This window comes from Methylobacterium sp. FF17 (genome assembly GCF_025813715.1).
Lineage (GTDB): Bacteria > Pseudomonadota > Alphaproteobacteria > Rhizobiales > Beijerinckiaceae > Methylobacterium > Methylobacterium flocculans.
The window spans coordinates 2,275,102-2,301,267 of record NZ_CP107532.1 but is presented as its reverse complement, the minus strand read 5'-3'; the positions used below and the strand labels follow the sequence as shown (position 1 = coordinate 2,301,267).

Here is a 26,166-nt window from a genome sequence, read left to right as displayed (position 1 = left end):
TCCGCGTGACCGTCATGTGCGCGTGACCTCAGGCGTGAAGAGGTAGCCCCCCGAACGGATGGTACGGATGATCTCGGGGTTGCGCGAATCCGGCTCGATCTTCTGCCGGATGCGGCTGATCAGGACGTCGATGCTGCGCTCGAACGGCCCGGCGGCCCGCCCCTGCGTCAGGTCGAGGAGCTGGTCGCGCGAGAGCACCCGGCCCGGGCGCAGGCAGAGCGCGTGGAGCAGATCGAACTCCGCCCCCGTGATGGCGATGCGGGCCTCCTCCGGGCTGAGGAGCTGGCGCAGGGAGACGTCGAGGGTCCAGCCGAGGAAGTGCAGGCGGCGCACGCCTTCCTCCGTCTCGGCCTCCGTCCCGCCCCCCCGCCGCAGGATGGCGCGGATGCGCGCGAGGAGCTCGCGGGGGTTGAAGGGCTTGCCGAGATAATCGTCCGCTCCGATCTCGAGGCCGACGATCCGATCGATCTCCTCGGCCTTGGCGGTCAGCATCAGGATCGGGATGCGAGATGTGGCGCGCAGGCGCCGACACAGGCTCAGGCCGTCCTCGCCCGGGAGCATCAGATCCAGGACCAGGAGGTCGACGCGGGCATCGGCGAGGACCTTGTCCATGGCGACGCCGTCGCCCGCGAGACTGACGCGGCACTCGTTGGCCCTGAGGTAGCGGGCGATGAGGGCACTGATCTCGCGGTCATCCTCCACGAGGAGGATGTGGGGGTGGGGGGTGGTCGTCATGGCCGTGACTATGACCCGCCCGGCGGGTTCTTCGTAGAGCCGCCGCGACCGGAATTTGTAACCGCCTGTTTCGCGGCGCCGCCCCCGAGAATACCGGAAACACCACGGCATCATGGATTGCCGGCGCGCGCACGGATTCCTATGTCGGGTCGCAAGGCGCCGGCCCCGTGGCCGTCACGGACGGATGGCGGCCTCACTGCTGCGGGAGACGACGATGCAAGGCTCGAACCGGCTGTTCGACGATTTCGCCCGCCTGATGACCGACGCCGCCGGAGCGGCGCAGGGCGTGCGCCGCGAGGCGGAGACGGTGTTCAAGGCCCAGATCGAGCGGCTGATCCGCGACATGGACATCGCGTCCCGCGAGGAGCTGGACGTGCTGCGCGACCTCGTCACCGCCCTGCGCAGCCAGAACGATGCGCTGGCGGCCCGGATCACGGCGCTGGAGGCGAAGCTCGGCTCCGAGCCGGCGGCCGGAACGAGCGAGGCCATCTGATTCAAGGGCGATTCGCGCGGCACCAGGGGCGGGGCTCTTGTACACAGGAAGGAACGGTGGACGGTCGCTTTCCTGTTCACCGGGTTCGCGGTTCGCTTTGAAACGCGAGTCCGGCGCGGTCTATAGTGGGTCATGACCTGATTCGCCCTCGACCCGAACCGCCCTGGACCGAACAGAATCGCCGCTCGACGCGTCCGGTCCCGGATGTGCTTGGGTCGGGTTCGGAACATGGCGTCCCGGTCGATCGACCGACGTTCACAACGACTTCGCCGATCCTGCCCGGATCGACACATTGGACCGCCATGACCCAACTCCACATCGAAGATCACGACCGGCACGAGCACCCCCTCGACATCGTCGAGCGCCTCGCGTCGCTGCGCGACTGGATCTTCGACCGGGCCGAGACGGACGAGATGTCGGTCTCGGTCGCCGGGCGCTGGGCCGATTACCACGTCGCCTTCACCTGGATCGAGGATGTGGAGGCGCTGCACGTCGCCTCCGCCTTCGACCTCAAGGTCCCGGAGCGCCGCCGCACCGAGATCCTCAAGCTGGTCTCGCTCGTCAACGAGCAGCTGTGGGTCGGGCATTTCGACCTCTGGTCGACGGACAACGTGGTGATGTTCCGCCACTCCCTGCTGCTGACCGGCGGCGCGGCCCCGACGCAGGGGCAATGCACGATGATGCTGAAATCCGCCGTCGATGCCTGCGAGCGCTACTATCAGGCGTTCCAGTTCGTGCTCTGGGCGGGCAAGCCGGCCCGCGAGGCTCTGGACGCCGTGCTGTTCGAGACCGAAGGCGAGGCGTGAGCACCGCCGCCCTCCCCGCCTCCCTCACCCTCGTGGGCGCCGGCAAGATGGGCGGCGCCATGCTCGCCGGCTGGCTCGCGGGCGGGCTCGACGCGAGCCGCACCACGATCCTCGACCCGCAGGCCTCGCCTGAGATGCGGGGGCTCTGCGCCGAACGCGGCCTCGCCCTCAATCCCGACGCCCCCCCGGTGACGGAGGTCCTGGTGCTGGCCATGAAGCCGCAGGGCCTCGAGGCGGCAGCCCCCGCCCTCGCCCCCCTCGTCGGCCCCGACACCCTGGTGATCTCGATCCTGGCGGGCAAGACCGTGGCCAACCTGCGCGAGCGCCTGCCCGGCGCCCGCGCCATCGTCCGGGCGATGCCCAACCTGCCCGCCAGCATCGGCCGGGGCGCCACCGGCGCCGTGGCGAGCGCGGAGGTGGCCCCGCGACAGCGGGCGCAGGCCGACGCCCTGCTCGCCAGCGTCGGCCTCGTGGAATGGCTTGACGACGAGGGGCTGATCGACGCGCTCACCGCCGTCTCGGGCTCCGGCCCGGCCTACGTCTTCCTGCTGGCCGAAGTCATGGCGCAGGCCGGCGTCGCGGCCGGGCTGCCGCCCGAGATGGCGGCGCGGCTTGCCCGCTCCACGGTCGCGGGCGCCGGCGCGCTCCTCGAGGCCAATCCCCGCGACGCCGGCCTGCTGCGCCAGGACGTCACCTCGCCGGGCGGCACCACCGCCGAGGCCCTGGCGGTGCTGATGCGCGCGGGCGGCCTGCCCGACCTGATGCGCGAGGCCGTGGACGCGGCCCGACGCCGCGCCGGCGCGCTGTCTGGCTAGGCCGGACCTAACCGATGCGGTCCCCCGACCCTACATGGGGGCCAGATTGGACGAGGATCGAACGACCATGGCCAAACGCCCCGGCACCGACATGCCCGACGCGACCACCTCCGAGACCCCGCCCACGGAGGCGCCCGCCGCCACCGCCAAGACAATTCCGCCGCGCGAGGCCGCCGTCGAGGCGCTGATGCGGCTCGCCGCCGAACAGCCCTGGAACGACATCGAGATCGGTGACATCGCCCGTGAGGCGGGCCTCAGCCTGGCCGAGTTCCGCGAGCTCTTCCCTTCGAAGGGCGCGGTGCTCGGGGGCCTGTCCCGCATCATCGACCGGGCCGTGCTGGAGGGCGACACCTCGGATCTGGCTGACGAGCCCAGCCGCGAGCGCCTGTTCGACGTGCTGATGCGCCGCCTCGACGCGATGACGCCCTACAAGGACGCCCTGCGCCGGATCTCCTACGCCCTGCGCGGCGATCCGCTCTCGATGCTGGCGCTGAACGGCGTCGCCCTGAACTCGCATCGCTTCATGCTCGCGGCCGCCGGCATCAACACCGAGGGGCCGCTCGGCCGCCTGAAGCTGCAGGGTGTGGTCATCGCCTTCGCCCGCACGGTGGAGGTCTGGCTCGACGACGACGACCCGGCGCTCGCCCGCACCATGGCCCGCCTCGACAAGGAAATCCGCAACGGCGAGCGCTTCATGGAGCGCGCCGACGATGCCCGCCGCCTGACTGCTCCGTTCCTGGCGCTCGGCCGCTCGCTGCTGGAGCGCGGCAACCGCTCGCGCCGAGGGCGCCCCCCGGAGGACACTCGCAACGAGGATGCGGGCAACCCGCTCGGCGGCGACCCGGCGGCGGCGATCTGAAGACCGGCGCGACGGGCCCCTAGGGTTCCGTCGCGGCCGCCCCCTCGCCGAGATGGACCGCGAGCCAGATCGTGGGTCGATCGGGAGCGGTGAAGGTCACGCGGTGAACGGTGCCGGCCGGGATGAACAGGTGGTCGCCCGCTCCCAGCACGGTTTCGGTGCCCTGCATCGCCACGCGCGCCGCGCCCGCGAGCAGCAGCACCCACTCGTCATGGTCCTGCCGGTAGGGCTGCTCGGCGGGCGTGGTCTGCCCGTGTGAGACGATGCGCTCGATCCGGCATCCGGAACGCGCCAGGAGTTCGGTAAAAACCTCACCGGCCGAGGCGTCGGGAAGATCGGCGAGCAGGTTGGCGACGGTCATCCGGCGAGCCTCAGGCCGGCGGATCCGGTCGCGCCGGTTCCACGATCACGGTCGGCGGCGTCGCCCCCGCTCCGCCGAGGACGTCGCGCAGGGCCTGCGCCGGCAGGCGGTCGGGGCGAGCCCGCGCCTCGCGGACCGTGCCGTCCGCGTTCCACTCGCGGGCGACCTCGGCCACGGCGGCGCGGTCGATGAAGCCGTGGTCGGCGGCGTGCTCGGCCATGGCGAGGCTGTCCGCGGCGAGGACCAAGCTGCTGCCGGCGGCCTCCACGGCTTCGGCCAGGAGCGCAATCTCGTGGACCCGATCCGCCCCGCGCGAGACGTTGCGGATGTAGACCGCCGCGACCCGGCCGGGATGGGCGGCGACGATCTGGCCGTAGACCTCGGGATCGTGCTGTCCGCTGTCGCCGATGAGGATGAAGGGCAGGTCGTGGTAGAGCGTCAGCATGCGCTCGATCAGCTCGCGCTTGTGGTCCTCGGCCCGGCGCGGCAGCGGGCGCGTCCAGGAGAGACCCCATTCGCGCAGGAACATGACCGGCCCCACCGGGATCCGGTGCATGGCGAAGAATTCGCTCAGCATGTCGTAGAGGCCCCACGGCGCGCGCGAGACGTAGAGCATCGGGTTGCCCTCCGCGCCGCACGGGCCGGCATAGAGCGCCCGGTACAGGGCCGCGGCGCCCGGGAAGGCGACGCGATTTTCGGCATCTTCCACGAATAGGCGCCAGAGCATCTTGAGCTTGTTGGCGACGCCCGTGTGCATGATCGTGTCGTCGATGTCGCTGATGATCACCCGCCGGCACTGCGCGGAGGGGATGAAGACCCGGCCCTTCGCACGCACGGGCTCCGGCCCGGCGAGGTCGAGTTCCATCGTGTGCCAGGAGGCCTCGGGAGGGCTGGGCAGGCGGGGGTGGAGGTGGACCCGGAAGTAGCCGTCCCGGTCGGTCACGACCTCCTCGGTGCAACCGAAGAACCGCGCGGTGAGCACCGCGCCCGCCACCGAGCGGCGGGTGATGCGCCGCCGGATGTCGCGCAGTTCCGCCGCCCAGCCTTCGTCCGCCCCGGTGGCGGCCCGCTGCGACTGACGGAACACCCGGCCGATCAGGAAGACCTCGTCGCGCGAGCCGTAGCCGCGATAGGTCTCGACCACCGTTCCGGCCTTGCCCTGGGACCGGCGTACGGGCTTGGCGAGGAGCCGCAGGGCACGCAGGGCGCCCTTGGCGAGGCGGGCGGTTCCCCGTCGCGTGGTCATCGGTTCGTCGTCATCGGTTGCGGCCTCGCTCGTGCGGGTTCAATGCTCGGGGCCGACGAAGGTTCGGCCCGTCGCGCCACCGGACGACAGGACGATCACGGAGCTGTGGACCGGGCGCGCCAAGCCGTCGCGCGGACGGAACCCGGCCCCCGCTCCCCGGTTCACGCCGGCACCCTGCGTTCCGGGGTGGGCCACAGCGTTGAGTTTCCATGCACCTCCCCACCGACGACAGCGGACATCCGCTGGCTCTGGCGTTCCAGGACTTCATCCGCAGCCAGCCCTTCCCGTGCGTCGGCGCGAAATCCGCCCTTTCGAAGGGCCAGATGAAGATCGTGGTGGCGCGCAGCATCGCGTCGGGCTGGGACGATCTACGCCTCTACCCCGCGCTCCTCGCCTTCATCTGCCGCTACCGCGCCAAGCCCGAGCTGTTCCAGAGTTTCGCCGTGGTCTTCGAGGGTCCCACCGAGATCGGCGAGGAGGCCTTCGAGCGGTATCTCTGGGACCGTCTGCAATCCCTGTCGGACAAGGACGCGTTCCTGGGGCAGCGCTACGATGCGCGCGTGGCGCCGGACCCGAACGATCCGCACTTCTCGCTGTCCTTCGGCGGCGAGGCCTTCTTCGTCGTCGGCATGCATCCGGGCGCGAGCCGCCCGGCCCGGCGCTTCGCGCACCCGGTCCTCGTATTCAACCTGCGCGCCCAGTTCGAGCAGCTGCGGGCGGAGGGACGCTACGAGAAGCTGCGCGCCGCGATCCTCTCCCGCGACGAGGCGCTGGCGGGCTCCGTCAACCCCATGCTGGCCCGGCACGGCGACGCCTCGGAGGCGCGCCAGTACAGCGGCCGCGCCGTGGCCGAGGACTGGGTCTGCCCCTTCCGGGGCCGCAGCACGGAGAGCCGCGATGCCGCCTGAGCCCGAGATCCCCGTCACCCACGAGACCCCCGTCACCCACGAGATCGCCGTCACCCACGAGATCGCCGTCACCCACGAGATCGCACCGCGTTCCGGCGTCGCCTTCACCCTCGACAAGGGTCAGCGCCTGACCGTGATCGACCCGCAGGGTGAGCAGGTGGCCGACCTCCTGGCCTTCGTGCGCGGCGACCTCGACGAGGTGATCTCGTCGGGGCGGACCCTCGACTACGCCAGCCGGATCTACCTGACCATGGGCGACCCGATCTACTCCAACCGCTCGAACGTGCTGCTGCGCATCGTCGCGGACACGGTGGGGCGCCACGACTTCCTGCTCACCCCCTGCTCGGCCGACACCTTCCGGATCATCTATGGCGATACGCATCCGCATCGGGGCTGCTTCGGCAACCTCGCGGCGGCGCTCGCGCCCTACGGCGTCGCCCCCGACCGGATCCCGGTGGCCTTCAACGTGTTCATGAACGTCACGGTGGATGGCGGCACGGGCGAACTGAAGGTCGAGCCCCCGTTGAGCCGGGCCGGCGACCACGTCACCTTCGAAGCGGAATGCGACCTCGTGATCGGGCTCACCGCCTGCTCCGCGCTGCAATCCAACAACAACAGCTTCAAGCCGATCCGTTACCGCATCGACCCGGCCCGCGCCTGAGACGGGTGCCGCCGGGGCGCCCGCCCGTGCTATGGGCGGCGCCCGGAAGCCCGGTGCCGCCCATTCCTGTGGGCGGTGCGTCGTGAACAGGTCGAAGCGAGCCCCATGCGAACCATCGTCTATGCCGACGGCGGATGTGACCCCAATCCCGGCCCCGGTGGCTGGGGTGTCGTGATCGAGGCCGAGAGCGGCCGGATCGAGCTCTGCGGGGGCGAGCGCGCCACCACCAACAACCGCATGGAACTGACGGCGGCGATCAACGCCCTGCGCCACTTCCCCGAGGGCGCGCAGATCGAGATGCGCTGCGACAGCCAGTACGTCATCAAGTCGGTGACCGAGTGGATGCGCGGCTGGAAGGCCAAGGGCTGGCGCACCGCGACCGGCCCGGTGAAGAACGTCGAGCTGATGCAGGAACTCGACGGGCTCGCCGCCCGCCGCGACGTGCGCTGGACCTGGGTCCGGGGGCATACCGGCGAGGTCGGCAACGAGCGCGCCGACCGCCTCGCGGCCCAGGGGCGGCGCGAGACCCTCGGCCTGCCCCCGCGCGCGGAGGGTGGGCCGACACCACCGACCGGCACGGCCGCCTTGCGGGGCACGGCCGCCCTGCGGGCAGCGGCCTCCCAGGGGGCATCGCCCGCCGCCCTGGCGACGGCCCCGGCCGAAGCCGAACCGGCGGCTCCGGCACGCACGAGTGCGATCCCCCTCGACCTCGGCCTCGGACTGGACGTCTCGCGGGCGGCCAAGGCCGCCGGCCTGACCCCGCAGGCCTATGTCGAGCGGGCGGTGCGCCTGGCCCTCGACCTCGGGGCGGACGGGTTCGAGCGTGCCCGCGCGGAGGCCAAGGGGTCTGCAGAGGCCAAGAAGTCCACAGGGAACGGCGCCGCCGAATGAGCGAACCGGGCGAGGACAGCGGGGCGCGGCTCCCGGCCGGATTCTTCGCCCGCCCGGCGCCTGCGGTGGCCGTCGACCTGATCGGCTGCGAGGTCCAGGTGACGGGTATCGGCGGGATCATCGTCGAGACGGAAGCCTACGACGCCTCCGACCCGGCCTCGCACAGCGCCAACGGGCCGACCCGGCGCAACGCCAGCATGTTCGGCCCTTCCGGCCATGCCTACGTCTATCGCTCCTACGGCATGCACTGGTGCCTGAACTTCGTCTGCGAACCGGGCGGCGCCGTGCTGATCCGGGCCCTGGAGCCGCGCGCGGGGACGGCGGCGATGGCGGAGCGGCGCGGCACCCCGGACCCCCGCCTGCTCTGCGCCGGCCCCGGGCGGCTCTGCCAGGCCCTGGGCATCACCGGCGCGCTCGACGGTGCGCCCCTCGACACGCCGCCATTCCGGCTCACGCGTCCGGCCTTCGCCCCCGCCTGGATCGCCGACCGGCGCATCGGCATTTCGCGCGGGGTGGAGACGCCCTGGCGCTTCCTGCTCGCGGGCTCCCGCGCGGTGAGCCGCCCGCCCTCGCGCCATGCGACGCCGGGGGTGGTCAGCCTCACGCCGCCCGGACGGTCGCCAGGAAGCGGCCGACCTGCCGGTTGAGCGCGTCGGACTGGGCGGCGAGGTCGGCGGCCGAGGTCAGGACCTGGGCGGTGGCGCCGCCGGTCTGCTCGGCCGCGTGGGCGACGCCCGTGATGTTCTGGGTGACTTCGCTGGTTCCGCAGGCGGCCTGCGCGACGTTGCGCACGATCTCCTGGGTGGCGGCCCCTTGCTCCTCCACCGCCGCCGCGATGCTCGTGGTGACCTGGCTGATCTCCCCGATGCGGTCGGAGATGGTGCGGATCGCCCCCACCGCGTGACCGGTCGAGGCCTGGATGCGCCCGATCTGCTCCTCGATCTCGTGGGTGGCCCGCGTGGTCTGGTTGGCGAGTTCCTTGACCTCCGCGGCCACCACCGCGAAGCCACGGCCCGCCTCGCCGGCGCGGGCCGCCTCGATGGTCGCGTTGAGCGCCAGCAGGTTCGTCTGGCCGGCGATCGTGGTGATCAGCGCCACGACGTCGCCGATCCGGGTGGCCGCCGTGCTGAGATCCTGCACGAGGCCGGCGGTCTGGGCTGCCTCCTCCACCGCGCGCCGGGCGAGGCTGGCGGAACCGTCGATCTGGCGTCCGATCTCCTGCACGGAGGAACCAAGTTCCTCGGCCGCCGCCGCCACGGTGCCGACGTTGGAGGCCGCCTCTTCCGCCGCCGCCGCCACGGCCACGGATTGCTCGGTGGTGCGGGACGCGGTCGCGTTCATGGTCTCGGCCGTCACCTGCAGCGCGCCCGCCGAGGCCGAGACGGTGGCGATGATCGAGCCCACGGCCGATTCGAAGCCGTCTGCGAGTTCGTGCAGGGTCCGCTGGCGCTCGGACGCGGCAGCGGCCTCGGCGATCTGCTGGCGCTCGGCCTCCTCGGTCGCCTTGCGGGAGACGAGGGCCCGGATATCCTCGACCGCGCGTCCCACCGCCCCGACCTCGTCGCGCCGTTCGCGCCCCGCGATGGTGGCGTCGGCGTCCCCGCTCGCCATGCGCCGCAGGGCATCCACCAAGCGGCGGATCGGCCGGGTGATCCCGAAGACCGCGACGATGCCGGCGGCGAGGAAGCCCGCGAGCAGGCCGAAGCCCCCGAGGAGCAGGGTGTTGAGCCGGGTCTGGTCCGTCATCTCCGCGAGGTCGCGCGCGCCTTCGTCGACGAAGGTGCGGATGTCCCGGCCCATGGACGTCCCTTCCGCCACCATGGCGTCGAAGGTCGGGTCCACGTTCCGGTGCAGCAGGTCGAGGGCCTCCGTCTTCAGGCCGCTGCTCGCCAGGGTGCGGGCCTCCGAACTGTCGGCGACGAAGCCGTTGACCTTCTGCTTGAGCGCATCGATGCGCGGCGCGAAGCTCGGAGCCTCGTCCCGCAGGGAGGCCAGGACCGTGTTCAGCCGCTCGCTGGCCTCCTCGAAGCCCTTGTCGGTCCTCTGCATGCCGGCCGGCGTCGTCTCCACGATGTTGCGGACGTTGAAGTAGCTCAGCGTGAAGATCAGCCGATTGACCGTCCGCAGGTCCGCGATCGCCTTGGTGTCGTGGTTGAGGAAGTGGGCATAGGCGCTGTCGATCGCCGCCATGCGGGACGTGGCGTACCACAGGCACCCACCGACGATGACGCCGATGAGGACGACGACGCTGGTCAGCTTGGTGAGGATGCTGAATCGCGAGAGGAGGCGCAAAACCGTTCTCCGAAAGATCTGTCATGCCTCTCTGGCAGGCATGCTTTAAATTCGAGCTAAGATCTTAGTTTTCCCCATGCTCTCGTCGTAACGTCCAGGCCAATGCAGGATATCACCTTCATCGCCACGTGATATCAGCTCTGCAGGACGGGAATCGGAGCGATATTTCCGGACGAATACGCGGCCACTGTCCGGGATGTCTTGACCAGACGTGGAGCCAATCCCGCGAATGTGATCGAAAATCGGGCGCAACGGATATGGGTCCGACCGGCTGCAGGTCCTGAAAACGGGGCACCGATCAAAAAAACCCGCCTCGGCGTGAGCCGGGCGGGTGATCAGGTCTTCGAGCTTGGGTCGCCGGGTCAACGGGCTCGCGGCCGCCGGGTTCCCGCGCATCCCGCTTCGACGGGGCTGCCCGTCACGCGGTGAACCGGCAGGCGGCCTCGCCGGTTGGGTTGGGCGGCCGATGCCCACCGTCACGGGGCTGCGACGGCCCCCAGGAGAACACCGATGCCGGCGATGGACGACCGCAAGAGCCAGTACGTCAGCGAGCGCGACCGGCTGATCCGGGAACTCGAGGCCCTTCGCAGCGAGCCGCATCCGGAGGAGCGGCAGTTCGCGGATGGCTACGCGCTGCGGGACACCACCGCGAGCACGATGGAGGGCCTGCGCCTGCGCATCCGCGAGCTCACGGGCCTGATCGAGCAGATCGAGAGCGGGGACGCCTGAGCGTCGAAGCCCGTGAAGGGGGCGTGGCCTGTCGGGCGAATCGTCCGAGCCCGATAAAATGAGCCCGCGCCGACGGATGTCGCGCGGGCAGAGGTGTTTCGAAACCTTGGAGCCCCCGACGCTAACCGCCGGAAAGGCCGGTCACATCCCCTTTTTGGGGGATGGCGGCTGCCCGCCTTCGCGAAGGCCCGACCGCACGCGCCGACGCGCGGCCGAGATGCGTCGTTTTGGCAACATCCGCCTCGATTTCCGCATGCGCCGGATGCGGACAAATTGCCTCTCAGCGAACGTCGTTTATATCGGCGCACCGGCCAAGGGGGGCTTTACGATGACACGCAGGCATCGCGGCGAGCGCGCACGCCGCGGCCCCGTCGCGCCCGCGATGCTGACCCTGGCGAGCCTCTGCGTCAGCACCGGCGCCTGGAGCGCGGACCTCGCCACCCCACGCGCCGTCGTCCCCGCCTTCGTCGACTGGTCCGGAGGCTATCTCGGCATCCAGGGCAGCGCCGGCAACGCCTACGGCGCCTACGACTTCAGCAACACGAGCATCGGCGGACGCTCGCTGCCGTCATTCCGGACCGGGGACGCCACCGGGCGGGCCGACCTCAGCCGCAACGCGACCACAGCGGTCGGCGGCCTGTTCGGGGGCTACAACTGGCAGGATGGCCCCTGGCTCTACGGCATCGAGGCCGACCTCTCGGCGGCCAATCTCAAGCGTCCGGTGGCCTTGGGCGCATTCGGCGACGACACCACGGGTTCGGACCTCGGCCTGATCCGCGTCAAGACCGACCTCTACGGGACCTTGCGCGGCCGCTTCGGCTACGCCTTCGACCGGGCGCTCGTCTACGCCACGTTCGGCCTCGGCGGCGCCAACGCCCGCGTCCTGGCGACCTACCCGGATCGCGACACCGGCGCGGTGGCGCTGGCGCGCCGGGACCTCTCGTATCTCGGCTTCACCCTCGGGGCCGGCGTGCAGTTCGCGGTGAGCGAGCACATCGCCCTCGGAATCGATTACCGCTACCTCGATCTTGGGGGCAGCCGCCGCTTCGACCTCGGCACGGTGCCGGGTGCGGCGGGCGGCCCGGTCGCGACACAGGTTGCCGCCAGCGCGCATCAGATGATGGCGCGCCTGTCCTGGCACCCGGGCGGCCTCGTCCTGCCGCCGGAGGCGGAGGACGCTCCCGGAGCCAATCTCGACGAACGGTTCTCGCTCCACGGGCAAACCACCGTCGTGGCGCAGGGTGTGCCGGGGTTCCGGGCGCCCTATACCGGCCCCGCGAGCCTGATCGGCCGCCAGGTCCAGGCCACCACCACCGCGACCGCCTTCCTCGGGCTCAAGCTCCTGGAGGGCACGGAACTCTACTACAACCCGGAATTCAGCCAGGGCTTCGGCCTGAGCCGGACGCTGGGCGTGGCCGGCTTCGTCAACGGCGAGGCCCAGAAGGCCGGCGCGCCCTTCCCGAAGCTGCGCTCCAACCGCTACTTCGTACGCCAGACCTTCGGCCTCGGCGGCGAGACCGAGGACGTGCCCGACGGCCCCAACCAGGTGGCGACCCGGCGCGATATCGAGCGCATCACCGTGGTGGCGGGCAAGTTCGCGCTCGGCGACTTCTTCGACGGGAACGTCTACGCTCACGATCCCCGCGTCGACTTCATGAACTGGGGCATCTGGGCGTCGGGCGCCTACGACTTCCCCGCCAACCTGCCCGGCTTCACCCAGGGCGTGATGGTCGAGTACAACCGCGCCGAATTCGCCATCCGCGCAGCCTACACGCAGGTGCCGAAGGAGCCCTCCAGCGACGTGCTCGACCCGCGCGTGTTCCGGCGCGCCGGCACGACGATCGAGTTCGAGGAGCGGCACATACTGCCCATCCTCGACCAGCCCGGCAAGCTGCGCATCGGCTTCTTCACGAACGTGGGCAACACCGCGGATTTCCGGGAGGTCGTCGCCCTGACGCAGGCGGGCGTGTTCGCCGACATCAACGACGCGGCCGCCGCGACGCGGGCGTCCCGACGCAAGACCGGCTTCTACCTGAACCTCGAACAGGCGGTGACGCCGGATCTCGGGGTGTTCGCGCGGGTGAGCGCCAATGACGGGCGCACCGAGAGCCTGTCCTTCACCGACATCGACAACTCCGTCTCGGGGGGCGTCTCGCTGAAGGGCTCCGCCTGGGGCCGCCCCGGCGACACGGTGGGCCTCGGCACCTCGCGCAACGGCATCTCGGCGAGCCACCGCGCCTTCTTCGCCAACGGAGGCGTCGGCCTCCTCATCGGCGACGGGCGCCTGAACTATGCGCCCGAGCAGGCCTTCGAGACCTACTACGCCCTGAGCCTGAGCAAGGCGCTGACCGTGTCCTTCAACTACCAGCACATCGTGAACCCGGCCTATAACCGGGATCGCGGACCGGCCAATTTCTTCGGAACGCGCCTCCACGCCGACTTCTGAGGCGATCTCCCTGCAGGCGGCCCGGCACTATGGACGCGGCGTCTCGCAGCGATAGCCGCCGCGCCCCGTCGCGGAGGGGATCGGCACGAAGCGGCCGCCCGACGCCCGGCAATCGGCCGCGTGCGCGTCCATCGCCCACTTGTCGGCGAGCGCGAGGCTGAGCGGCACCACCGTCACCACCAGCAGGAGCGCGAATACCGCGCTGACCGCCCAGCCGACCCCGCGCGGCGGGTCCGGCGGCTCGTAGCGCGTGGCCGGAACGGGCGCGAGGAAGGCCAGCGCCGTCAGACCGAGAAGTTGGGCCGCGATCATGCTCACATCCTCATGTCGGCACCATGAGGTTAGCGGATCGCGCCTCGCGCGCGAGGCGACGAAGCACCGCGCCCTATGCGGGGGTGCCGAGATAGGCCGCGAGGTTGCGCCGGATGCGCTCGAGCGGCACCTCGTTCGGGTCGGGCAGCACGAAGCGTTCGCCCGTGATGGTCTCGTAGGCCCGGATATAGACGGCAGCCGTCTCCAGCACGATTTCGGCCGGAATCTCCGGGATCGGATCCCGGTAGGGATCGCAGCGGGCGACCACCCAGTTGCGCACGAAATCCTTGTCGAAGCTCTCCGGCGCCGCGCCGGCAGCAAACCGCGCGTCGTAGCTCTCGGCGAACCAGTAGCGGCTGCTGTCGGGGGTGTGGATCTCGTCGGCGAGCACGATGCGGCCCTGCGCGTCGGTGCCGAACTCGTACTTGGTGTCGGCCAGGATCAGGCCCCGGGCCGCCGCGACCTCCTGGCCGCGCGCGAACAGAGCGAGCGCCGCCTCCGAGACGGTGCGCCACTGCTCCGGGGTGAGGAGCCCCTGGGCCAGGATGTCGGCCTCGGTGAGCGGTGCGTCGTGCCCGCCGTCGAACGCCTTGGTGGTCGGCGTGATGATCGCCCGATCCAGGCGCTGGTTGGGGCGCATCCCCTCCGGGAAGACGTGGCCGTACATCGCCCGTTCGCCGGCCTTGTAGCGCGTCAGGATCGACGTCGAGGTCGTCCCCGCGAGATAGCCCCGCACCACGATCTCGACGGGCAGGATGGTGAGGCGACGCCCGACCACGACGTTGGGGTCGGGATAGGCCAGAACGTGATTGGGGCAGAGATCGGCGGTGCGCTCGAACCAGAACCGGGCGGTCTGGGTCAGCACCTGCCCCTTGAACGGAATGGCGGCCAGCGCGACGTCGAAGGCGCTGATCCGATCCGAGGTGATGAGGATGCGCCGGTAGTCCGGCAGATCGTAATTGTCCCGGACCTTGCCGCGGTAATGGTTGGGGAGTTCGGGAAGCGTCGCGTCGCGCAGGACCTGATGGGCATGCGGGGTGAGGTCGGCGATGTCCATCCGGGACGCTCCATGCGGCTCAGGCGGTGACAGGAAGGCTGTCCGCCTTGTGCGCGCAAGAGGCCTCGATTTCCAGTCGTCCGGCCACGGGTTCCCCGACTTGCCGGCGCTGGCGGCGTTCAGAGACCGAGGGGCGCGGTCCGGAAGCCGCCGTTGCGGACATGGGCGGGCAGGTGGGCGGCGTCCCGGTATCCGGCCTCGCGGGCCATCGCATCGAGGGCGTTGTCGCCGTCCGTCGCCCGACCGACCCAGAGGACCGCCCCCGTCGAACGCTGCCTGACCTGGAAGAGCTTCATCCGGATACTCCGATCGATACGCCCTCGACCAATGCAGCGGCGGAGGCCTTCGTTCCCTGCTCACCAGACGGGCGGCCCCGCACCTGACGGAGCCGCCCTTCCGCCGAACCCGAAGAAACCTCAGCCGTTCCGGCCGCCCATCATGCCCTGCATGCGGGTGAGCTGGGAGATGTGGAGGCGTATGAGCGGCAGCGCGCCGCGCGCGATGCTGCGCAGGGCCGGATCCTCGCCCGTCTCGGCGTAGGAACCGTGAATCGCGTAGGCTTCCTGGTGACCCTGCAGGGAGGCCGCCACGAAGGTCGCGTCGTATTGCGGGCTCGGCGGCATTCCGGAGAGTTGCTGCAGCACCTGCGCCTTCTGCTCGTCGGTGGTCATGCCGCCCGCGCCCTGCGGTGCGCCGAGGACACCACCGACCGCCCCCACGGTGGCACCCGCCACGCCACCCGCGACGGCCAGGGGCGCGGCCACGAGCCCGCCGATGAGGCCCCCGGGGCCCGGAGCGCCGCCGGAGGCGACCCCCTGCGCCATCGCGGTGGCATAGGGCGCCAGCTTCGTCGACAGGTTGACCTGCTCGACGACCTCCGCGCGGGCGAAGGTCTTTACCCGGGCATTGCGGGTCTTGTCGTAGGCGTCGCGCGCGGTGTTCTCGAGGAACAGGCCGCCCTTGGTCGCCATGTTGAGATAGACGGGCGTCGGCAGCGCGCCCGCCGGGGTGGGCTGGGCGACCGCCGTGCGGGTGACCGCCAGAGCGGCGGTCGCGGTGAGCATACCGAAAACGAAATCACGACGATGCATCGAAGTACTCCGGGATCAGAAGGAGCGCACCCGGCGGACGAGCCTCAGCACAGAGCGCTCTGACCAGAACAACGCCTCGAAATCCCATGTTCCCTGACCAAGCCCGTCCTTCAGGAAAATACCTTAATCGCGCGGATCTTCATCTTTCCGGCCGGAAGACTTTCCTCGGCTCGATTGACCTGTGATATTCTTCGAATGCCCGGTGGTCAGGACGCCGTGGACGCGACCGGAGGCGGCCGGGGGGTGCCCATTGCCAACAGCCGATCGTCCGCCACTTAGGTCCCATGGCCAGCGATCACCCGCACGATCCCCAAGCGTTCCCCGAGGAGTCCATCGGGCCGATCCTGAACGAGGCGACACGCCTGCGGCTCGGACGGCAGTTGCAGGCCCTCTACGAGCCCGTCATCGACGAGCCGCTGGATCCGCGTCTGGCCGAACTCCTTCAGCAACTGGATACCGACCGGGCCCAGTGACTGCCCGCCGGACCGACCAAAAAACCGCCACGGCCGGAGCCGGGCGGTCAAGGTGACGGCCTCCAAGCTTCAGGAGGTCCACAATAGACGGCCCAAGCCAGATCTTTCATCCATTGTTTCGCGCCAAGGCCACGGTTTTGCGCCGAGGCCAAGATTTGGCGTTAAGGCCAAGATTGATCGGCCCGTGGCCGAACCTCCGGCCGCTTCGTCTGTTGGTCCCCGTGCCGCGTAACGAGGACCCTTGCATGACCCAGACCGCCCATCCGCGTTCCACGGAACCGAACGGCGTCACATTCCGGGGCCGTGGCTTCGCCCGGCTGCAGGGAACACGACTGTCCCTGCTGATCTGCCCGCGCTGCTCGCAGAAGAATGAGCCCAAGGTGGCGGACAAGGGCTATTGCAACTGGTGCACCTACGAGCCCTCGCGGGACGACATCGAGCCCGCCCCCGCTCGCTCCGGCTCCCGCGTCTGACCCCACGACGGCTCCCCGCCGGACCGGCGCGGGAAGCCGGTACCGGCCTCAGGCCTCGGCGACGGCGTGGTTGCCCATGATCTCCAGGGCGCGCACGAGGGCCGAATGGTCCGCGTCGCCTGCGCCGTTGGCGGCGCAGACCGAGAAGAGCTGCTGCGCCAGCGCCGTGCCCGGCAGCGCGAGCCCGAGCGACTTCGCGCCGTCCAGCGCGAGGTTGAGGTCCTTCTGGTGCAGGGCGATGCGGAAGCCCGGGTCGAAGGTGCGCTTGATCATGCGCGCGCCGTGAAGCTCGAGGATGCGCGAGGTGGCGAGCCCCCCGGTGATCGCCTGCCGGACCTTGGCCGGATCGGCTCCGGCCTTCGAGGCTAAGAGCAGCCCTTCCGCCACCGCCTCGATGGTGAGCGCGACGATGATCTGGTTGGCGACCTTGGCGACCTGACCGGCACCGGTCTCGCCCACATGGGTCACGGTCTTGCCCATGAGGTCGAGGAGCGGCTTCACCCGGGCGAAGACATCCGCGCGCCCCCCGACCATGATCGACAGGGCGGCGTTCTTGGCACCGACCTCGCCGCCGGAGACCGGCGCATCGAGGTAGTCCACGCCGCGCTCGCTCAGGCGGGCGGCGAAGTCGCGGGTGGCGATGGGCGAGATCGAGCTCATGTCGACCACCACCGCACCGCGCCGGGCGCCCTCCGCGACGCCGTCGGCGCCGAACAGCACGGCCTCGACGTCCGGCGTATCGGGCAGCATCAGGATGATGACGTCCGAGCACTCCGCCACCGCGGCGGCGGTGGCGCAGGCACGCCCACCCGCCGCGACGAGACTCTCCGGCACCTGCCGGCGGGTCTTGAGGGCGAGGCTGTGTCCGCCCGCGATGAGATGTCCGGCCATGGGGGCGCCCATGATGCCGAGGCCGACGAATCCAACGTTCATGTCTGTCTCCCGGGTCTTATCGCGGCGTCAGCGGAAGCGGGCGGCGAGCGCCTCGGAGGTGCGCGCGAGGAGGCCCATGTCGGAGCCGACCGCCGTGAAGCGGGTGCCCGCCTCGATGTAGCGATGGGCGAGTTCCTCGTTGGCCGTGAGGATGCCCGCGTGCTTGCCGGTGCGGCGGATGCGGGCAATCGTCTCCTCGACGACCTTGACCACGTCCGGGTGGTTCTGCTGGCCGAGGAAGCCGAGGCTGGTGGAGAGGTCGCCGGGTCCGATGAAGACGCCGTCGACGCCCTCGACGCCGGCGATCTCCTCCAGGTTGTCCAGGGCGCGGCGCGATTCGATCTGGACCGCCACGAAGATCTCCGCCTCGCAGCGGGCGTGATAGTTCGGGATGCGGCCGAAGCGGGCGGCGCGGGGCGCCTGCGAGAAGCCGCGCACCCCGCGCGGGGCGTAGCGGGTCGCCGCAACCGCGCGGCTGGCCTGGTCGGCATCGTCGATGTTCGGGATCATCAGCGACTGCACGCCGGTGTCGAGGATGCGCTTGATGGCGATCGGCTCGTCGCTCGGCATCCGCACCATCGCGTTGGCGCTGCCTTCCATCATGGACTGGACCTGGGCGTAGACGTCGCGCAGGTCGTTGGCGGAGTGCTCCATGTCGAGGAGCAGCCAGTCGAAGCCGGAGCCGGCCACGACCTCGGTGGAGATCGGGCTGGCGAGGCTGCACCACAGGCCGATCTGCTGCTGGCCGGCGTTCAGGGCCGCCTTGAAGCGGTTGGTGAGGATGTCGGTCATCGTCGCGTCTCCGAGGCTGTCGGGTTCAGCGCACCAGGCACGGGCGCTTGTTGTCGAAGGTCCAGTCCGGGATCAGGAACTGCATGGCGGAGGCGTCGTCGCGGGCACCGAGGCCGTGGCTTCGGTAGAGGGCGTGGGCCGCCTCGACTTCGGCCCAGTCGAGCTCGATGCCGAGGCCGGGACGCTCGGGCACCGCCACGAGTCCGCCCCGGATCCGCAGGGGCTCGCGCGTCAGGCGCTGGCCGTCCTGCCAGATCCAGTGCGTGTCGATGGCGGTGACGCGGCCCGGCGCGGCGGCGGCCACGTGGGTGAACATCGCCAGCGAGACGTCGAAGTGGTTGTTGGAATGCGAGCCCCAGGTCAGGCCGTGATCGCGGCAGAGCTGCGCCACCCGCACCGAGCCGGCCATCGTCCAGAAATGCGGATCGGCGAGCGGGATATCGACCGAACCGAGCTGGATCGCGTGGTTCATCTGGCGCCAATCGGTGGCGATCATGTTGGTGGCGGTGGGCAGGCCGGTGGCGCGGCGGAACTCGGCCATGATCTCGCGGCCGGAGAAGCCGTCTTCGGCCCCGCACGGATCCTCCGCATAGGCCAGCACGTCGCCCCGGCCCTTGCAGAGGCGGATCGCCTCCTGCAACGACCACGCCCCGTTCGGGTCGAGGGTGACGCGGGCATCGGGGAAGCGCGCGTGGATCGCGGTGACCGCCGCGATCTCGTCCTCGCCGGCGAGGACGCCGCCCTTCAGCTTGAAGTCGTTGAAGCCGTAGGTCTCGTAGGCCGCTTCCGCCAGGCGGGCGACCGCGTCGGGCGTCAGGGCTTCCTCGTCGCGCAGGCGGAACCAGCCGTCGCGGGCCTCCGGTGCGCGGTAGGGCAGATCGGTGCGGCGGCGGTCGCCCACATAGAACAGGTAGCCGAGCATCTCGACGGCGTCGCGTTGCTGGCCCTCGCCGAGGAGGGCCGCCACCGGCACGTCGAGGAACTGGCCGAGCAGGTCGAGGAAGGCGGATTCCATCGCCGTGACGGCATGGATGGTCACCCGCAGGTCGAAGGTCTGGAGGCCCCGCCCCCCGGCATCGCGGTCGGCGAAGCGCGTGCGCATGGCGTTGAGCACTGCCTGCCAGTCCCCGATGGGACGGCCGATGACGAGGTCGCCGGCCTCCTCCAGGGTGGCGCGGATGCGCTCGCCGCCGGGGACTTCACCGAGGCCGGTGGCGCCGGTGGAATCGGTGAGGATCACGAGGTTGCGGGTGAAGAAGGGGCCGTGGGCGCCGCTGAGGTTGAGCAGCATGCTGTCGCGCCCCGCGACGGGGACGACCTTCAGGGCCGTGACGGTGGGGGTCCGCGACGCACCGCGCGGCGGGGTGGTGGTATCGAAGGCCATGGGCGTTCTCCCGGATCGAGGGCAGCGGCGTCTGGCGCGCCGTCTTGCTTGCCCCCTTTCTAGAAACCACGCCGATGCCGGTCCAAGCCAAAGGCTGGATTGATCGATGCGCGCCGCGCATCGATCGCTGCGGACGTCAGGGCATTTCCCGCAGAAGCCCGCGCAGGCTGGCCAGGAGCGGCACGTCGCTCCCGCGCCGCCAGGCCAGGTGCAGTTCCGCCGGACGCGGTTGCGCCAGGTCGAGGGGGCGGAACGCGACCCCCACGAAGCGCAGGCTCTCGGCCGCCGCCGGAACCAGCGCGAGGCCGATGCCGGCCCGCACCAGCGCCAGGATCGAGTGGATCTGCGTGAGTTGCTGGACGATGCGGGGCCGGGCTCCGGCGCCGGAGAACAACCCGATCATCAGGTCGTGGAAGTAGCTCGCCTCGTGCGGGGCGTAGCCGATGACCGCTTCGTCGTTCAGGTCCGCGAGACGCAGGACACTGCGCGCGACCAGGGGATGCGCCTCGGGCAGCGCGACCACCAGGGGCTCGGCCAGGGCCCGCTCGGTCTGCAGTTCGGGGTAGTTCACCGGGAGCCGGATGAACCCGGCATCGATCTGGCCCGAAAGGATCGCCTCCACCTGGTCCCGCGTCACCATCTCGCGCAGGGACAGGGTCACGTCCGGCATCGCGGTCCGGCAGGCGATGACGAGGCGGGGCAGGAAGTCATAGGCGGAGGCGGCCGTGAAGCCGAGCTTCAGTACCCCCGCACGCCCGGCCGCGACCTGACGGGTGACATGGGTGGCGGTCTCCGCCAGCCGCAGGATTCGCAGGGCCTCGGGCAGGAAACTGCGCCCGGCGGCGGTGAGGCGGACCGAGCGGCTGGTCCGGTCGAGGAGCTGGACGTCGAGGACGCGTTCCAGCACCTGGATCTGCCGCGAGAGCGGCGGCTGCGTCATGTTCAGCCGGGCGGCGGCACGCCCGAAATGCAGTTCCTCCGCGACGGCGGCAAAGCAGCGGAGTTGACCGAAATCGAGCATCACGCCTCGCACAGCGATGGCCGCGGGCGGATGCCCACGGCCACGGTCCAGCGGGCGTGCGCCGCGATCAGTGCAGCTCCACCCGTTTGATCTCACCGACGATGACGAGATAGCAGAACACCGCCACCAGCGCGTTGAGGCCGACGAAGACGAGGGCGCCGTTGAAGGAGCCGGTCTGCTGGACGATGTAGCCGATCACGATCGGGGTGGTGATGCCGGCGGTGTTGCCGAAGGTGTTGAACAGGCCGCCGTTCAGCCCGCCGGTGGCGCGGGGCGAGGTGTCGGAAACGACGGCCCAGCCCAGCGCCCCGATGCCCTTGCCGAAGAAGGCCAGCGCCATCAGCCCGACCACGAGGGCATCGGCCTGGACGTAGTTGCAGCCGATGATGCTCATCGAGAGCAGCATGCCGCCCACGATCGGGATCTTTCGCGAGGCCGTCAGCGAGTAGCCGCGCTTGAGCAGCATGTCCGAGATCCAGCCGCCGAGGATGCCGCCGATGAAACCGCAGAGCGCCGGCAGCACCGCCGCGAAGCCGGCCTGCAGGATCGACAGGCCCCGCTCCTTGACGAGGTAGACCGGAAACCAGGTCAGGAAGAAGTAGGTCAGCGTCGTGATGCAGTACTGCCCGATATAGATGCCGAGCAGCATGCGGTTCGACAGAAGCTGGCGGATCGTGCGGCCGGCATTCACCGGCGCCGCCGCGCCCCGCCCGTCCATGTCGAGGAGGGCGCCGCCTTCCTCGATGTAGTCCCGCTCGGCCTTGTTGATCGCCGGGTGCTCCTTGGGTCCGTACATCACCTGCGTCCAGAGGAGCGCGAAGGCGATGCCGAGCACGCCCATCAGGGTGAAGACGTGGTGCCAGCCGTAATGGTGCACGACGTAGCCCATGATCGGGGTGAACAGCACCGTGGCGAAGTATTGCGAGGAGTTGAAGAAGGCCGAGGCGGTGCCGCGCTCGGAGGTCGGGAACCAGGCGGCGGTGATGCGCGCATTGGCCGGGAAGACCGGGGCTTCGGAGAGCCCCACCAGGAGCCGGAGGCTGAAGAGGACGGCGACCGCCGTGAACCCGGTGAAGAAGCCGACCGCCCCCTGCAGCAGCGTGAAGGCCGACCACAGGAAGATCGCGGCGGCGTAGACCCATTTCGCCCCGTAGCGATCGAGCAGCCATCCGCCCGGCAGCTGCGCCAGGACGTAGGACCAGGCGAAGGCCGAGAACACGTAGCCCATGGAGACGGCGTCGAGACCGAGATCCTTGGCGAGCGACGGACCGGCGATGGAGAGCGTCGCGCGGTCGGCATAGTTGATGGTGGTGGCAAAAAACAGCATCGTGACGATGAGGAGCCGAACACGACTCCGCTTCGCCGCGGTCATGACCAGACCGGCGCTCATGGCGTCTCTCCCTGATGGCGTACCGCCCGGCTCTGACCGTGGCGAACATGGGCCATTCTCTGGTTCCTGAGCGAAACCGTGGTGGCCCATTGCAGGATCGAACCTACGGGTCGCCTCCGAGCGGGGTCCAACTCAATTCGTGAATGGATCGATGCACCCTCGGCATCGATCGCCCGCTCCGCGACGCTTTCCCCGTTCTTTTGGGCGTGGGATCGCGGGCTCGATGGTCCGTAGCCCCCCGGACGCCCAGATCGCCGATCCTGCGGCCGCCGCGCGCCAGTTCTGCACAGCGCAAACGTTCGTTAGCAGGATTGCTGTACGACGCCGTATCCGATCTTTCGGATGCGTTGAATCAATCAGTTTTGGGGGGATGACGATGGTGAAAGCGTTCGCAGCTGGGCTTTTCGGACTGGGCCTATGCCTGAACACGGCCGTTCTCGCGGGAGGCGCGGGGACTTACAACGTGCAGGGCAGCAACGGTGAGCCGGGCACGAACTATACCGGCTCCCTGTCGATCGTTCAGACCAGCAAGGACACGTTCAAGCTGAGCTGGAACATCGGAGGCGACAAGTACACCGGGTACGCCGTCGGCGATGCCCGCATCATGGCCGCGAGCTTCACCAGCGATGGCTCCAGCGGAACCGCCTTGATCGTGGAGGACGACGCGGGCGGCTACAAGAGCGTCTGGGCCTTCAACGGCGAGAAGCGGATGGGCTACGAGGTGCTCACCCCGAAGAAGTAGCCGCCCCTGCCCGCCCGGTCGCGACCGCGGCGGGCCTCCGCGACGGGCACGGCGGCAACCGCCGCGCCCGGACGTGACCGAGGGCGTCGGCGTCGCTGGTCCCCGGACTTGGCGGGCGCGACGGGGGGCGGAACGAAGCCGCTCCGGAAAGCGTCATCCATCGAGCCTGATGCAACCCGGGAGACACCGATGGACGATGAGCGCGTTTGGTCGTTCGAGAAGAGCCTATGGACCGGCGATGCCGACCACTACCGCGAGTTGGTGGACGAGGAATGCCTGATGGTCCTGCCGCTTCCGCCGTTCGTCCTGAGCGGTACGCAGGCGATCGAAGCCGTTGCCGGCACGCCGCGCTGGTCGAGCGTCGAGATCTCGCAGGAGCAGATCTCGCGCCCTCAGGAGGGTCTGATCGTGATCGCCTACCATGCGAAGGCCGCGCGCGAGGACGAATCCTACGAAGCGAACTGCACCTCGACCTACCGGCGCCTCTCGCACGAGGTCTGGCGCGTGATCCAGCATCAGCAGACCCCGCCCCTGGCGATTCCCGCCTCCAACACCTGACGCGGGAGCGACGGCGCGCGTCGCCGTGATTCTGGCCCGGGAGACGCGCTCACGGCGGATCACGAAGCGTTGGCGCTCCGGCCACCCGATTGGCGCACCCTTCACGGGACGGGCACGATCGCGGTGGCAGGCCTACCCTACGACCCCCCCGACGAGGTTTCGCGACAGCAGGAACTCCGAGGTGAAGTCGGTCCGTACCAGGGGCTGGCGCGCGATGGGTCCGATCAGCGCCGCGTGGGCGTTGCGCCGCGCGGCGACGGCCTCCGTGACGGAGACGGCGGCGAAGCGCACGCTGTCCCCGGCCCGAGCTTGAGCGAGGCGGCCGAGATCGGCGCCGATCACGGTGGCGATCTTCGGGTATCCCCCGGTCGGCTGCCGGTCGGCCATCAGGACGAGGGGCAGGCCCGTGCCCGGCACCTGGATCGCACCCATGGCGATGCCGTCGGAGACGATGTCGTGGCTGCGCGCACGGATCGGCTCCCCGTCCAGGAAGCAGGCCATGCGGTCGCCCCGGGCCCCGATGCGCCAGGACTGCGCGAGGAAGGCGGCGAGGGCCGCCACATCGAAGGCATCGTCCTGCGGGCCGAGGACGACGCGGATCGGATCCGACGCGCGGTCGAGACAGGGCATGGACAGGGCCAAGGGTTCACCGATCGTGGCGCGGGGCCGTGCGATCGGCAGGGTGTCCCCGGCTCGGAGGGCGCGCCCGTCGAGGCCGCCGAGCCCGGAGCGGGTATGGGTCGCGGTCGAACCGAGGACTGGCGCCACGTCGATGTGGCCCGCGACCGCGAGGTAGCACCAGGCGCCGGCGGAGCCGGCCCGGATCGTCAGGCGCGCCTCGGGTCTCAGGGTCAGGGCCGTCGCAGCGGGCAGCGGCCGGCCGTCGCAATCGATGCGAAAGCCGCCGCCGACCAGGCTGACATCGACGGCGGCCTCCGCCACGCTCAGCGAGAGGCCTCCCAGTGAGACCTCGATCGCGGTCGCACCGTCCGGATTGTCCAGGGCCCGGTTGGCGGCGGCGAAGGCGTGCGGGTCCATCGGGCCCGCCGGCGTGATGCCGTAGCGCAGGTAGCCGTGGCGCCCGGCATCCTGGAGCGTGCTGCCCGCACCGGCGGCGTGGATGCGCAGCGTCGCCCCCGCCATCAGCCGTCCACCCGCGCGACGGTCTCGCCGCCGGCGGCCCGCCCGTCGAGGGCCGCGAAGGTCGCGGCGTCGATCGCCTCGAAGCGCAGGGTGTCCCCGGTCTCGACCAGGAAGGTCCGCTCGCGGCTCGCGGAATAGAGCCGCTCGGGAGTCCGGCCGATCACGTACCAGCCCGTCGGCATCGGGACGGTCGCCACGGCGGCCAAGCCACCGCCGATCAGGAGGGCATTGGCCGGATGCGGCGCGCGCGGGCTGTCGCGTCGCGGGATGCCGAGATCGGCGGCGAGACCGCCGAGATAGGCAAAGCCCGGCGCGAAGCCGTACATGTAGACGCGGTAATCCGATCCGGCGTGACGGGCGGCCACTTCCGCCGCCGGAACACCGGCCCAGGCGGCGACGGCCGCGAGATCCTCGGCCAGGGCCGGATCGTAGCAGCAGGGCAGCGTCCAGAGCCGCCCGGCCCGCGCGCAGGGTCCCACCCGGGCCAGGAGATCCGTGACGACGTCACCGAGTCGCGCCCGGTCGATGACCAGGGGATCGTAGTGGATCATCAGCGAGCGGTAGGTCGGGACGCATTCCCGCAGACCGGCGACCCCGGCGTCACGGAGGGCGGTGTCGAGGGCCACGACCCGGTCGTTCGTAGCCGGGTCGACCGTGCTCCCGAACTCCACCACGAGGGCGGCTTCGCCGACGTCGAGCAGGCGCGGGGCACGCGTCGGCGGCGGGTTCATGCCCCCGCCCCGAAGGACGACAGCGCGATCCCGGCCCGTTCGAGCCCGGCCCGCACGCGTCGGGCGAGGTCGACGGCATGGGGGGTATCGCCGTGCACGCAGAGGGAGTGGATCGGCGTGCGCAGCCGCCGCCCCGAGGCGCACAGGATGGCCCCCTCGCCGACCATGGCGACGGCGCGACGGGCGGCCTCCTCCGCATCCTCCAGCAGGGCACCGGGAAGACCGCGCTCGATGAGCAGTCCCTCGTCGTCGTAGCCGCGATCGGCGAAGACCTCCTGGTAGACCCGCAGCCCGCAGCGCTCGCCGGCGCGGACCTGCTCCGTCCGGGCGATGGCGAGGAGGGACAGGTCGGGATCGACCGCCCGCACGGCCCGCGCGATCGCATCCGCGACATCGGCTTCCCGGCAGGCCACGTTGGCCAGCGCGCCGTGTGGCTTGACGTAGGTGATGGGGTGCCCGGCATAGCGCGCGAGCGCCTGGGCCGCGCCGACCTGATAGGCGACGATCCGCTCGATCTCGTCGGCCCGGTACGGGATCCGCCGGCGGCCGAAGCCCCAGAGATCCGGATACCCTGGATGTGCGCCGACGGCGACGCCGCGTCCGCGCGCGGCGGCGAAGGTCCGCGCCATGATCTCCGGGTCGCCCGCATGGAAGCCGCAGGCGACGTTCGCGGAGGTGACGAGGGCCAGCATGCCGTCGTCGTCCCCGATGCGATAGCTGCCGTATCCTTCGCCGAGGTCGGAGTTCAGATCGACGGACATCATGGTCATGGACCGAAAAAGACCCGCTCGGCACCCGGGCCGACGAACCCGGCCCGGTCACCC

30 protein-coding genes are annotated in these 26,166 nt (G+C 70.5%); 14 read left to right on the top strand and 16 right to left on the bottom strand.

What is annotated here, in order from left to right:
• Positions 1–12: 12 nt before the first annotated feature.
• Complete coding sequence (locus OF380_RS10620) at positions 13–735, bottom strand: response regulator (protein ID WP_264050719.1); 723 nt, start codon at positions 733–735, stop codon at positions 13–15.
• Between the two features lie 214 nt (positions 736–949).
• On the opposite strand from OF380_RS10620, the gene OF380_RS10615 reads away from it, so the two are divergent.
• From OF380_RS10615 to OF380_RS10600, 4 genes are all read left to right on the top strand, one after another.
• Complete coding sequence (locus OF380_RS10615; protein ID WP_264050718.1) at positions 950–1,228, top strand: accessory factor UbiK family protein; 279 nt, start codon at positions 950–952, stop codon at positions 1,226–1,228.
• A 302-nt stretch (positions 1,229–1,530) separates the two neighbouring features.
• Positions 1,531–2,034, top strand: a complete 504-nt coding sequence (locus OF380_RS10610; RefSeq protein WP_264050717.1) for a type III secretion system chaperone family protein — start codon at positions 1,531–1,533, stop codon at positions 2,032–2,034.
• Positions 2,035–2,081: 47 nt separating this feature from the next.
• On the top strand, positions 2,082–2,849 hold the full coding sequence (gene proC, locus OF380_RS10605) for a pyrroline-5-carboxylate reductase (protein ID WP_264051283.1): 768 nt from the start codon (positions 2,082–2,084) through the stop codon (positions 2,847–2,849).
• 91 nt (positions 2,850–2,940) lie between these two features.
• Positions 2,941–3,708 carry a TetR/AcrR family transcriptional regulator gene (locus OF380_RS10600; protein ID WP_404810611.1) on the top strand — a complete coding sequence of 256 codons (768 nt, stop codon included), beginning with the start codon at positions 2,941–2,943 and terminating at the stop codon, positions 3,706–3,708.
• Positions 3,709–3,727: 19 nt separating this feature from the next.
• Here OF380_RS10600 and OF380_RS10595 read toward each other — a convergent pair whose 3' ends face one another.
• Together OF380_RS10595 and OF380_RS10590 are read right to left on the bottom strand one after the other, a co-directional pair.
• Positions 3,728–4,069, bottom strand: coding sequence for a cupin domain-containing protein (locus tag OF380_RS10595; RefSeq protein ID WP_264050715.1), 342 nt, complete (start codon positions 4,067–4,069; stop codon positions 3,728–3,730).
• 10 nt (positions 4,070–4,079) lie between these two features.
• Positions 4,080–5,315: an App1 family protein gene (locus tag OF380_RS10590; RefSeq protein WP_264050714.1), complete on the bottom strand. Its 1,236-nt coding sequence runs from the start codon at positions 5,313–5,315 to the stop codon at positions 4,080–4,082.
• Between the two features lie 209 nt (positions 5,316–5,524).
• Between OF380_RS10590 and gntA the strand changes: the two genes are divergently transcribed.
• The 4 genes from gntA (at position 5,525) to OF380_RS10570 (ending at position 8,422) form a co-directional block, all read left to right on the top strand.
• On the top strand, positions 5,525–6,223 hold the full coding sequence (gene gntA / locus OF380_RS10585) for a guanitoxin biosynthesis heme-dependent pre-guanitoxin N-hydroxylase GntA (RefSeq protein WP_264050713.1): 699 nt from the start codon (positions 5,525–5,527) through the stop codon (positions 6,221–6,223).
• Entirely contained in the window at positions 6,213–6,884 is a 672-nt protein-coding gene (locus OF380_RS10580; RefSeq protein ID WP_264050712.1) for an urea carboxylase-associated family protein, read from the top strand. Before gntA ends, OF380_RS10580 begins: the two co-directional genes overlap by 11 nt.
• 105 nt (positions 6,885–6,989) lie before the next feature.
• Positions 6,990–7,775, top strand: coding sequence for a ribonuclease HI (gene rnhA, locus OF380_RS10575; RefSeq protein WP_264050711.1), 786 nt, complete (start codon positions 6,990–6,992; stop codon positions 7,773–7,775).
• Positions 7,772–8,422, top strand: a complete 651-nt coding sequence (locus tag OF380_RS10570) for a DNA-3-methyladenine glycosylase (protein ID WP_264050710.1) — start codon at positions 7,772–7,774, stop codon at positions 8,420–8,422. The genes rnhA and OF380_RS10570 overlap by 4 nt, the downstream gene beginning before the upstream one ends.
• On the opposite strand, the gene OF380_RS10565 is transcribed toward OF380_RS10570, so the two are convergent.
• Positions 8,376–10,067: a methyl-accepting chemotaxis protein gene (locus OF380_RS10565; protein WP_264050709.1), complete on the bottom strand. Its 1,692-nt coding sequence runs from the start codon at positions 10,065–10,067 to the stop codon at positions 8,376–8,378. The two genes, OF380_RS10570 and OF380_RS10565, sit on opposite strands and share 47 nt — an antisense overlap.
• Before the next feature lie 510 nt (positions 10,068–10,577).
• Between OF380_RS10565 and OF380_RS10560 the strand changes: the two genes are divergently transcribed.
• The gene (locus OF380_RS10560; RefSeq protein ID WP_264050708.1) at positions 10,578–10,796 is read left to right on the top strand and encodes a hypothetical protein; all 219 of its coding nucleotides are present in this window, start codon (positions 10,578–10,580) and stop codon (positions 10,794–10,796) included.
• A gap of 382 nt (positions 10,797–11,178) precedes the next feature.
• On the top strand, positions 11,179–13,242 hold the full coding sequence (locus tag OF380_RS10555; RefSeq protein ID WP_404810610.1) for a carbohydrate porin: 2,064 nt from the start codon (positions 11,179–11,181) through the stop codon (positions 13,240–13,242).
• Between the two features lie 27 nt (positions 13,243–13,269).
• Here the strand turns inward: OF380_RS10555 and OF380_RS10550 are convergent, their stop codons facing one another.
• The 4 genes from OF380_RS10550 to OF380_RS10535 form a co-directional block, all read right to left on the bottom strand.
• On the bottom strand, positions 13,270–13,554 hold the full coding sequence (locus OF380_RS10550; protein WP_264050706.1) for a hypothetical protein: 285 nt from the start codon (positions 13,552–13,554) through the stop codon (positions 13,270–13,272).
• 73 nt (positions 13,555–13,627) lie between these two features.
• Positions 13,628–14,611, bottom strand: coding sequence for a phosphoribosylaminoimidazolesuccinocarboxamide synthase (locus tag OF380_RS10545; RefSeq protein ID WP_264050705.1), 984 nt, complete (start codon positions 14,609–14,611; stop codon positions 13,628–13,630).
• A gap of 119 nt (positions 14,612–14,730) precedes the next feature.
• Positions 14,731–14,907 carry a hypothetical protein gene (locus tag OF380_RS10540; protein WP_264050704.1) on the bottom strand — a complete coding sequence of 59 codons (177 nt, stop codon included), beginning with the start codon at positions 14,905–14,907 and terminating at the stop codon, positions 14,731–14,733.
• Between the two features lie 120 nt (positions 14,908–15,027).
• The gene (locus tag OF380_RS10535) at positions 15,028–15,702 is read right to left on the bottom strand and encodes a DUF4142 domain-containing protein (RefSeq protein ID WP_264050703.1); all 675 of its coding nucleotides are present in this window, start codon (positions 15,700–15,702) and stop codon (positions 15,028–15,030) included.
• A 284-nt stretch (positions 15,703–15,986) separates the two neighbouring features.
• Between OF380_RS10535 and OF380_RS10530 the strand changes: the two genes are divergently transcribed.
• Positions 15,987–16,175, top strand: coding sequence for a hypothetical protein (locus OF380_RS10530; RefSeq protein WP_264050702.1), 189 nt, complete (start codon positions 15,987–15,989; stop codon positions 16,173–16,175).
• Between the two features lie 245 nt (positions 16,176–16,420).
• The gene (locus tag OF380_RS10525) at positions 16,421–16,648 is read left to right on the top strand and encodes a hypothetical protein (protein ID WP_264050701.1); all 228 of its coding nucleotides are present in this window, start codon (positions 16,421–16,423) and stop codon (positions 16,646–16,648) included.
• Between the two features lie 48 nt (positions 16,649–16,696).
• Here OF380_RS10525 and OF380_RS10520 read toward each other — a convergent pair whose 3' ends face one another.
• The 5 genes from OF380_RS10520 to OF380_RS10500 all read right to left on the bottom strand — a co-directional run bounded on the left by OF380_RS10520 (position 16,697) and on the right by OF380_RS10500 (position 22,168).
• A complete protein-coding gene (locus OF380_RS10520) occupies positions 16,697–17,581 on the bottom strand; it encodes a 2-hydroxy-3-oxopropionate reductase (protein WP_264050700.1) in 885 nt (294 codons plus the stop codon).
• 27 nt (positions 17,582–17,608) lie between these two features.
• Entirely contained in the window at positions 17,609–18,373 is a 765-nt protein-coding gene (locus OF380_RS10515) for an HpcH/HpaI aldolase family protein (RefSeq protein ID WP_264050699.1), read from the bottom strand.
• Between the two features lie 25 nt (positions 18,374–18,398).
• Positions 18,399–19,757: a glucarate dehydratase gene (gudD, locus tag OF380_RS10510; RefSeq protein WP_264050698.1), complete on the bottom strand. Its 1,359-nt coding sequence runs from the start codon at positions 19,755–19,757 to the stop codon at positions 18,399–18,401.
• A gap of 136 nt (positions 19,758–19,893) precedes the next feature.
• Complete coding sequence (locus tag OF380_RS10505; protein WP_264050697.1) at positions 19,894–20,778, bottom strand: LysR family transcriptional regulator; 885 nt, start codon at positions 20,776–20,778, stop codon at positions 19,894–19,896.
• 67 nt (positions 20,779–20,845) lie between these two features.
• On the bottom strand, positions 20,846–22,168 hold the full coding sequence (locus OF380_RS10500; RefSeq protein ID WP_264050696.1) for an MFS transporter: 1,323 nt from the start codon (positions 22,166–22,168) through the stop codon (positions 20,846–20,848).
• Between the two features lie 463 nt (positions 22,169–22,631).
• Between OF380_RS10500 and OF380_RS10495 the strand changes: the two genes are divergently transcribed.
• Positions 22,632–22,910, top strand: a complete 279-nt coding sequence (locus OF380_RS10495; RefSeq protein WP_264050695.1) for a hypothetical protein — start codon at positions 22,632–22,634, stop codon at positions 22,908–22,910.
• 189 nt (positions 22,911–23,099) lie between these two features.
• Positions 23,100–23,468 carry a DUF4440 domain-containing protein gene (locus OF380_RS10490; RefSeq protein ID WP_264050694.1) on the top strand — a complete coding sequence of 123 codons (369 nt, stop codon included), beginning with the start codon at positions 23,100–23,102 and terminating at the stop codon, positions 23,466–23,468.
• Between the two features lie 132 nt (positions 23,469–23,600).
• On the opposite strand, the gene OF380_RS10485 is transcribed toward OF380_RS10490, so the two are convergent.
• The 3 genes from OF380_RS10485 to OF380_RS10475 are packed head-to-tail and all read right to left on the bottom strand — an operon-like array spanning position 23,601 to position 26,106.
• The gene (locus tag OF380_RS10485) at positions 23,601–24,611 is read right to left on the bottom strand and encodes a 5-oxoprolinase subunit C family protein (protein ID WP_264050693.1); all 1,011 of its coding nucleotides are present in this window, start codon (positions 24,609–24,611) and stop codon (positions 23,601–23,603) included.
• On the bottom strand, positions 24,611–25,342 hold the full coding sequence (locus OF380_RS10480; RefSeq protein ID WP_264050692.1) for a 5-oxoprolinase subunit B family protein: 732 nt from the start codon (positions 25,340–25,342) through the stop codon (positions 24,611–24,613). The genes OF380_RS10485 and OF380_RS10480 overlap by 1 nt, the downstream gene beginning before the upstream one ends.
• The gene (locus OF380_RS10475; RefSeq protein ID WP_264051282.1) at positions 25,339–26,106 is read right to left on the bottom strand and encodes a LamB/YcsF family protein; all 768 of its coding nucleotides are present in this window, start codon (positions 26,104–26,106) and stop codon (positions 25,339–25,341) included. The genes OF380_RS10480 and OF380_RS10475 overlap by 4 nt, the downstream gene beginning before the upstream one ends.
• Positions 26,107–26,166 lie beyond the last annotated feature (60 nt).

Coding starts and splice junctions, on each gene's coding strand:
- OF380_RS10515 (WP_264050699.1), bottom strand. CDS start 18,373: ATGACCGACATCCTCACCAACCGCTTCAAGGCGGCCCTGAACGCCGGC.
- OF380_RS10580 (WP_264050712.1), top strand. CDS start 6,213: ATGCCGCCTGAGCCCGAGATCCCCGTCACCCACGAGACCCCCGTCACC.
- gudD (WP_264050698.1), bottom strand. CDS start 19,757: ATGGCCTTCGATACCACCACCCCGCCGCGCGGTGCGTCGCGGACCCCC.
- OF380_RS10545 (WP_264050705.1), bottom strand. CDS start 14,611: ATGGACATCGCCGACCTCACCCCGCATGCCCATCAGGTCCTGCGCGAC.
- OF380_RS10600 (WP_404810611.1), top strand. CDS start 2,941: ATGCCCGACGCGACCACCTCCGAGACCCCGCCCACGGAGGCGCCCGCC.
- OF380_RS10525 (WP_264050701.1), top strand. CDS start 16,421: ATGACCCAGACCGCCCATCCGCGTTCCACGGAACCGAACGGCGTCACA.
- gntA (WP_264050713.1), top strand. CDS start 5,525: ATGCACCTCCCCACCGACGACAGCGGACATCCGCTGGCTCTGGCGTTC.
- OF380_RS10500 (WP_264050696.1), bottom strand. CDS start 22,168: ATGAGCGCCGGTCTGGTCATGACCGCGGCGAAGCGGAGTCGTGTTCGG.
- OF380_RS10615 (WP_264050718.1), top strand. CDS start 950: ATGCAAGGCTCGAACCGGCTGTTCGACGATTTCGCCCGCCTGATGACC.
- proC (WP_264051283.1), top strand. CDS start 2,082: ATGGGCGGCGCCATGCTCGCCGGCTGGCTCGCGGGCGGGCTCGACGCG.
- rnhA (WP_264050711.1), top strand. CDS start 6,990: ATGCGAACCATCGTCTATGCCGACGGCGGATGTGACCCCAATCCCGGC.
- OF380_RS10560 (WP_264050708.1), top strand. CDS start 10,578: ATGCCGGCGATGGACGACCGCAAGAGCCAGTACGTCAGCGAGCGCGAC.
- OF380_RS10610 (WP_264050717.1), top strand. CDS start 1,531: ATGACCCAACTCCACATCGAAGATCACGACCGGCACGAGCACCCCCTC.
- OF380_RS10540 (WP_264050704.1), bottom strand. CDS start 14,907: ATGAAGCTCTTCCAGGTCAGGCAGCGTTCGACGGGGGCGGTCCTCTGG.
- OF380_RS10530 (WP_264050702.1), top strand. CDS start 15,987: ATGGCCAGCGATCACCCGCACGATCCCCAAGCGTTCCCCGAGGAGTCC.
- OF380_RS10485 (WP_264050693.1), bottom strand. CDS start 24,611: ATGGCGGGGGCGACGCTGCGCATCCACGCCGCCGGTGCGGGCAGCACG.
- OF380_RS10550 (WP_264050706.1), bottom strand. CDS start 13,554: ATGATCGCGGCCCAACTTCTCGGTCTGACGGCGCTGGCCTTCCTCGCG.
- OF380_RS10475 (WP_264051282.1), bottom strand. CDS start 26,106: ATGATGTCCGTCGATCTGAACTCCGACCTCGGCGAAGGATACGGCAGC.
- OF380_RS10480 (WP_264050692.1), bottom strand. CDS start 25,342: ATGAACCCGCCGCCGACGCGTGCCCCGCGCCTGCTCGACGTCGGCGAA.
- OF380_RS10620 (WP_264050719.1), bottom strand. CDS start 735: ATGACGACCACCCCCCACCCCCACATCCTCCTCGTGGAGGATGACCGC.
- OF380_RS10490 (WP_264050694.1), top strand. CDS start 23,100: ATGGACGATGAGCGCGTTTGGTCGTTCGAGAAGAGCCTATGGACCGGC.
- OF380_RS10590 (WP_264050714.1), bottom strand. CDS start 5,315: ATGACCACGCGACGGGGAACCGCCCGCCTCGCCAAGGGCGCCCTGCGT.
- OF380_RS10570 (WP_264050710.1), top strand. CDS start 7,772: ATGAGCGAACCGGGCGAGGACAGCGGGGCGCGGCTCCCGGCCGGATTC.
- OF380_RS10505 (WP_264050697.1), bottom strand. CDS start 20,778: ATGCTCGATTTCGGTCAACTCCGCTGCTTTGCCGCCGTCGCGGAGGAA.
- OF380_RS10520 (WP_264050700.1), bottom strand. CDS start 17,581: ATGAACGTTGGATTCGTCGGCCTCGGCATCATGGGCGCCCCCATGGCC.
- OF380_RS10555 (WP_404810610.1), top strand. CDS start 11,179: ATGCTGACCCTGGCGAGCCTCTGCGTCAGCACCGGCGCCTGGAGCGCG.
- OF380_RS10535 (WP_264050703.1), bottom strand. CDS start 15,702: ATGCATCGTCGTGATTTCGTTTTCGGTATGCTCACCGCGACCGCCGCT.
- OF380_RS10595 (WP_264050715.1), bottom strand. CDS start 4,069: ATGACCGTCGCCAACCTGCTCGCCGATCTTCCCGACGCCTCGGCCGGT.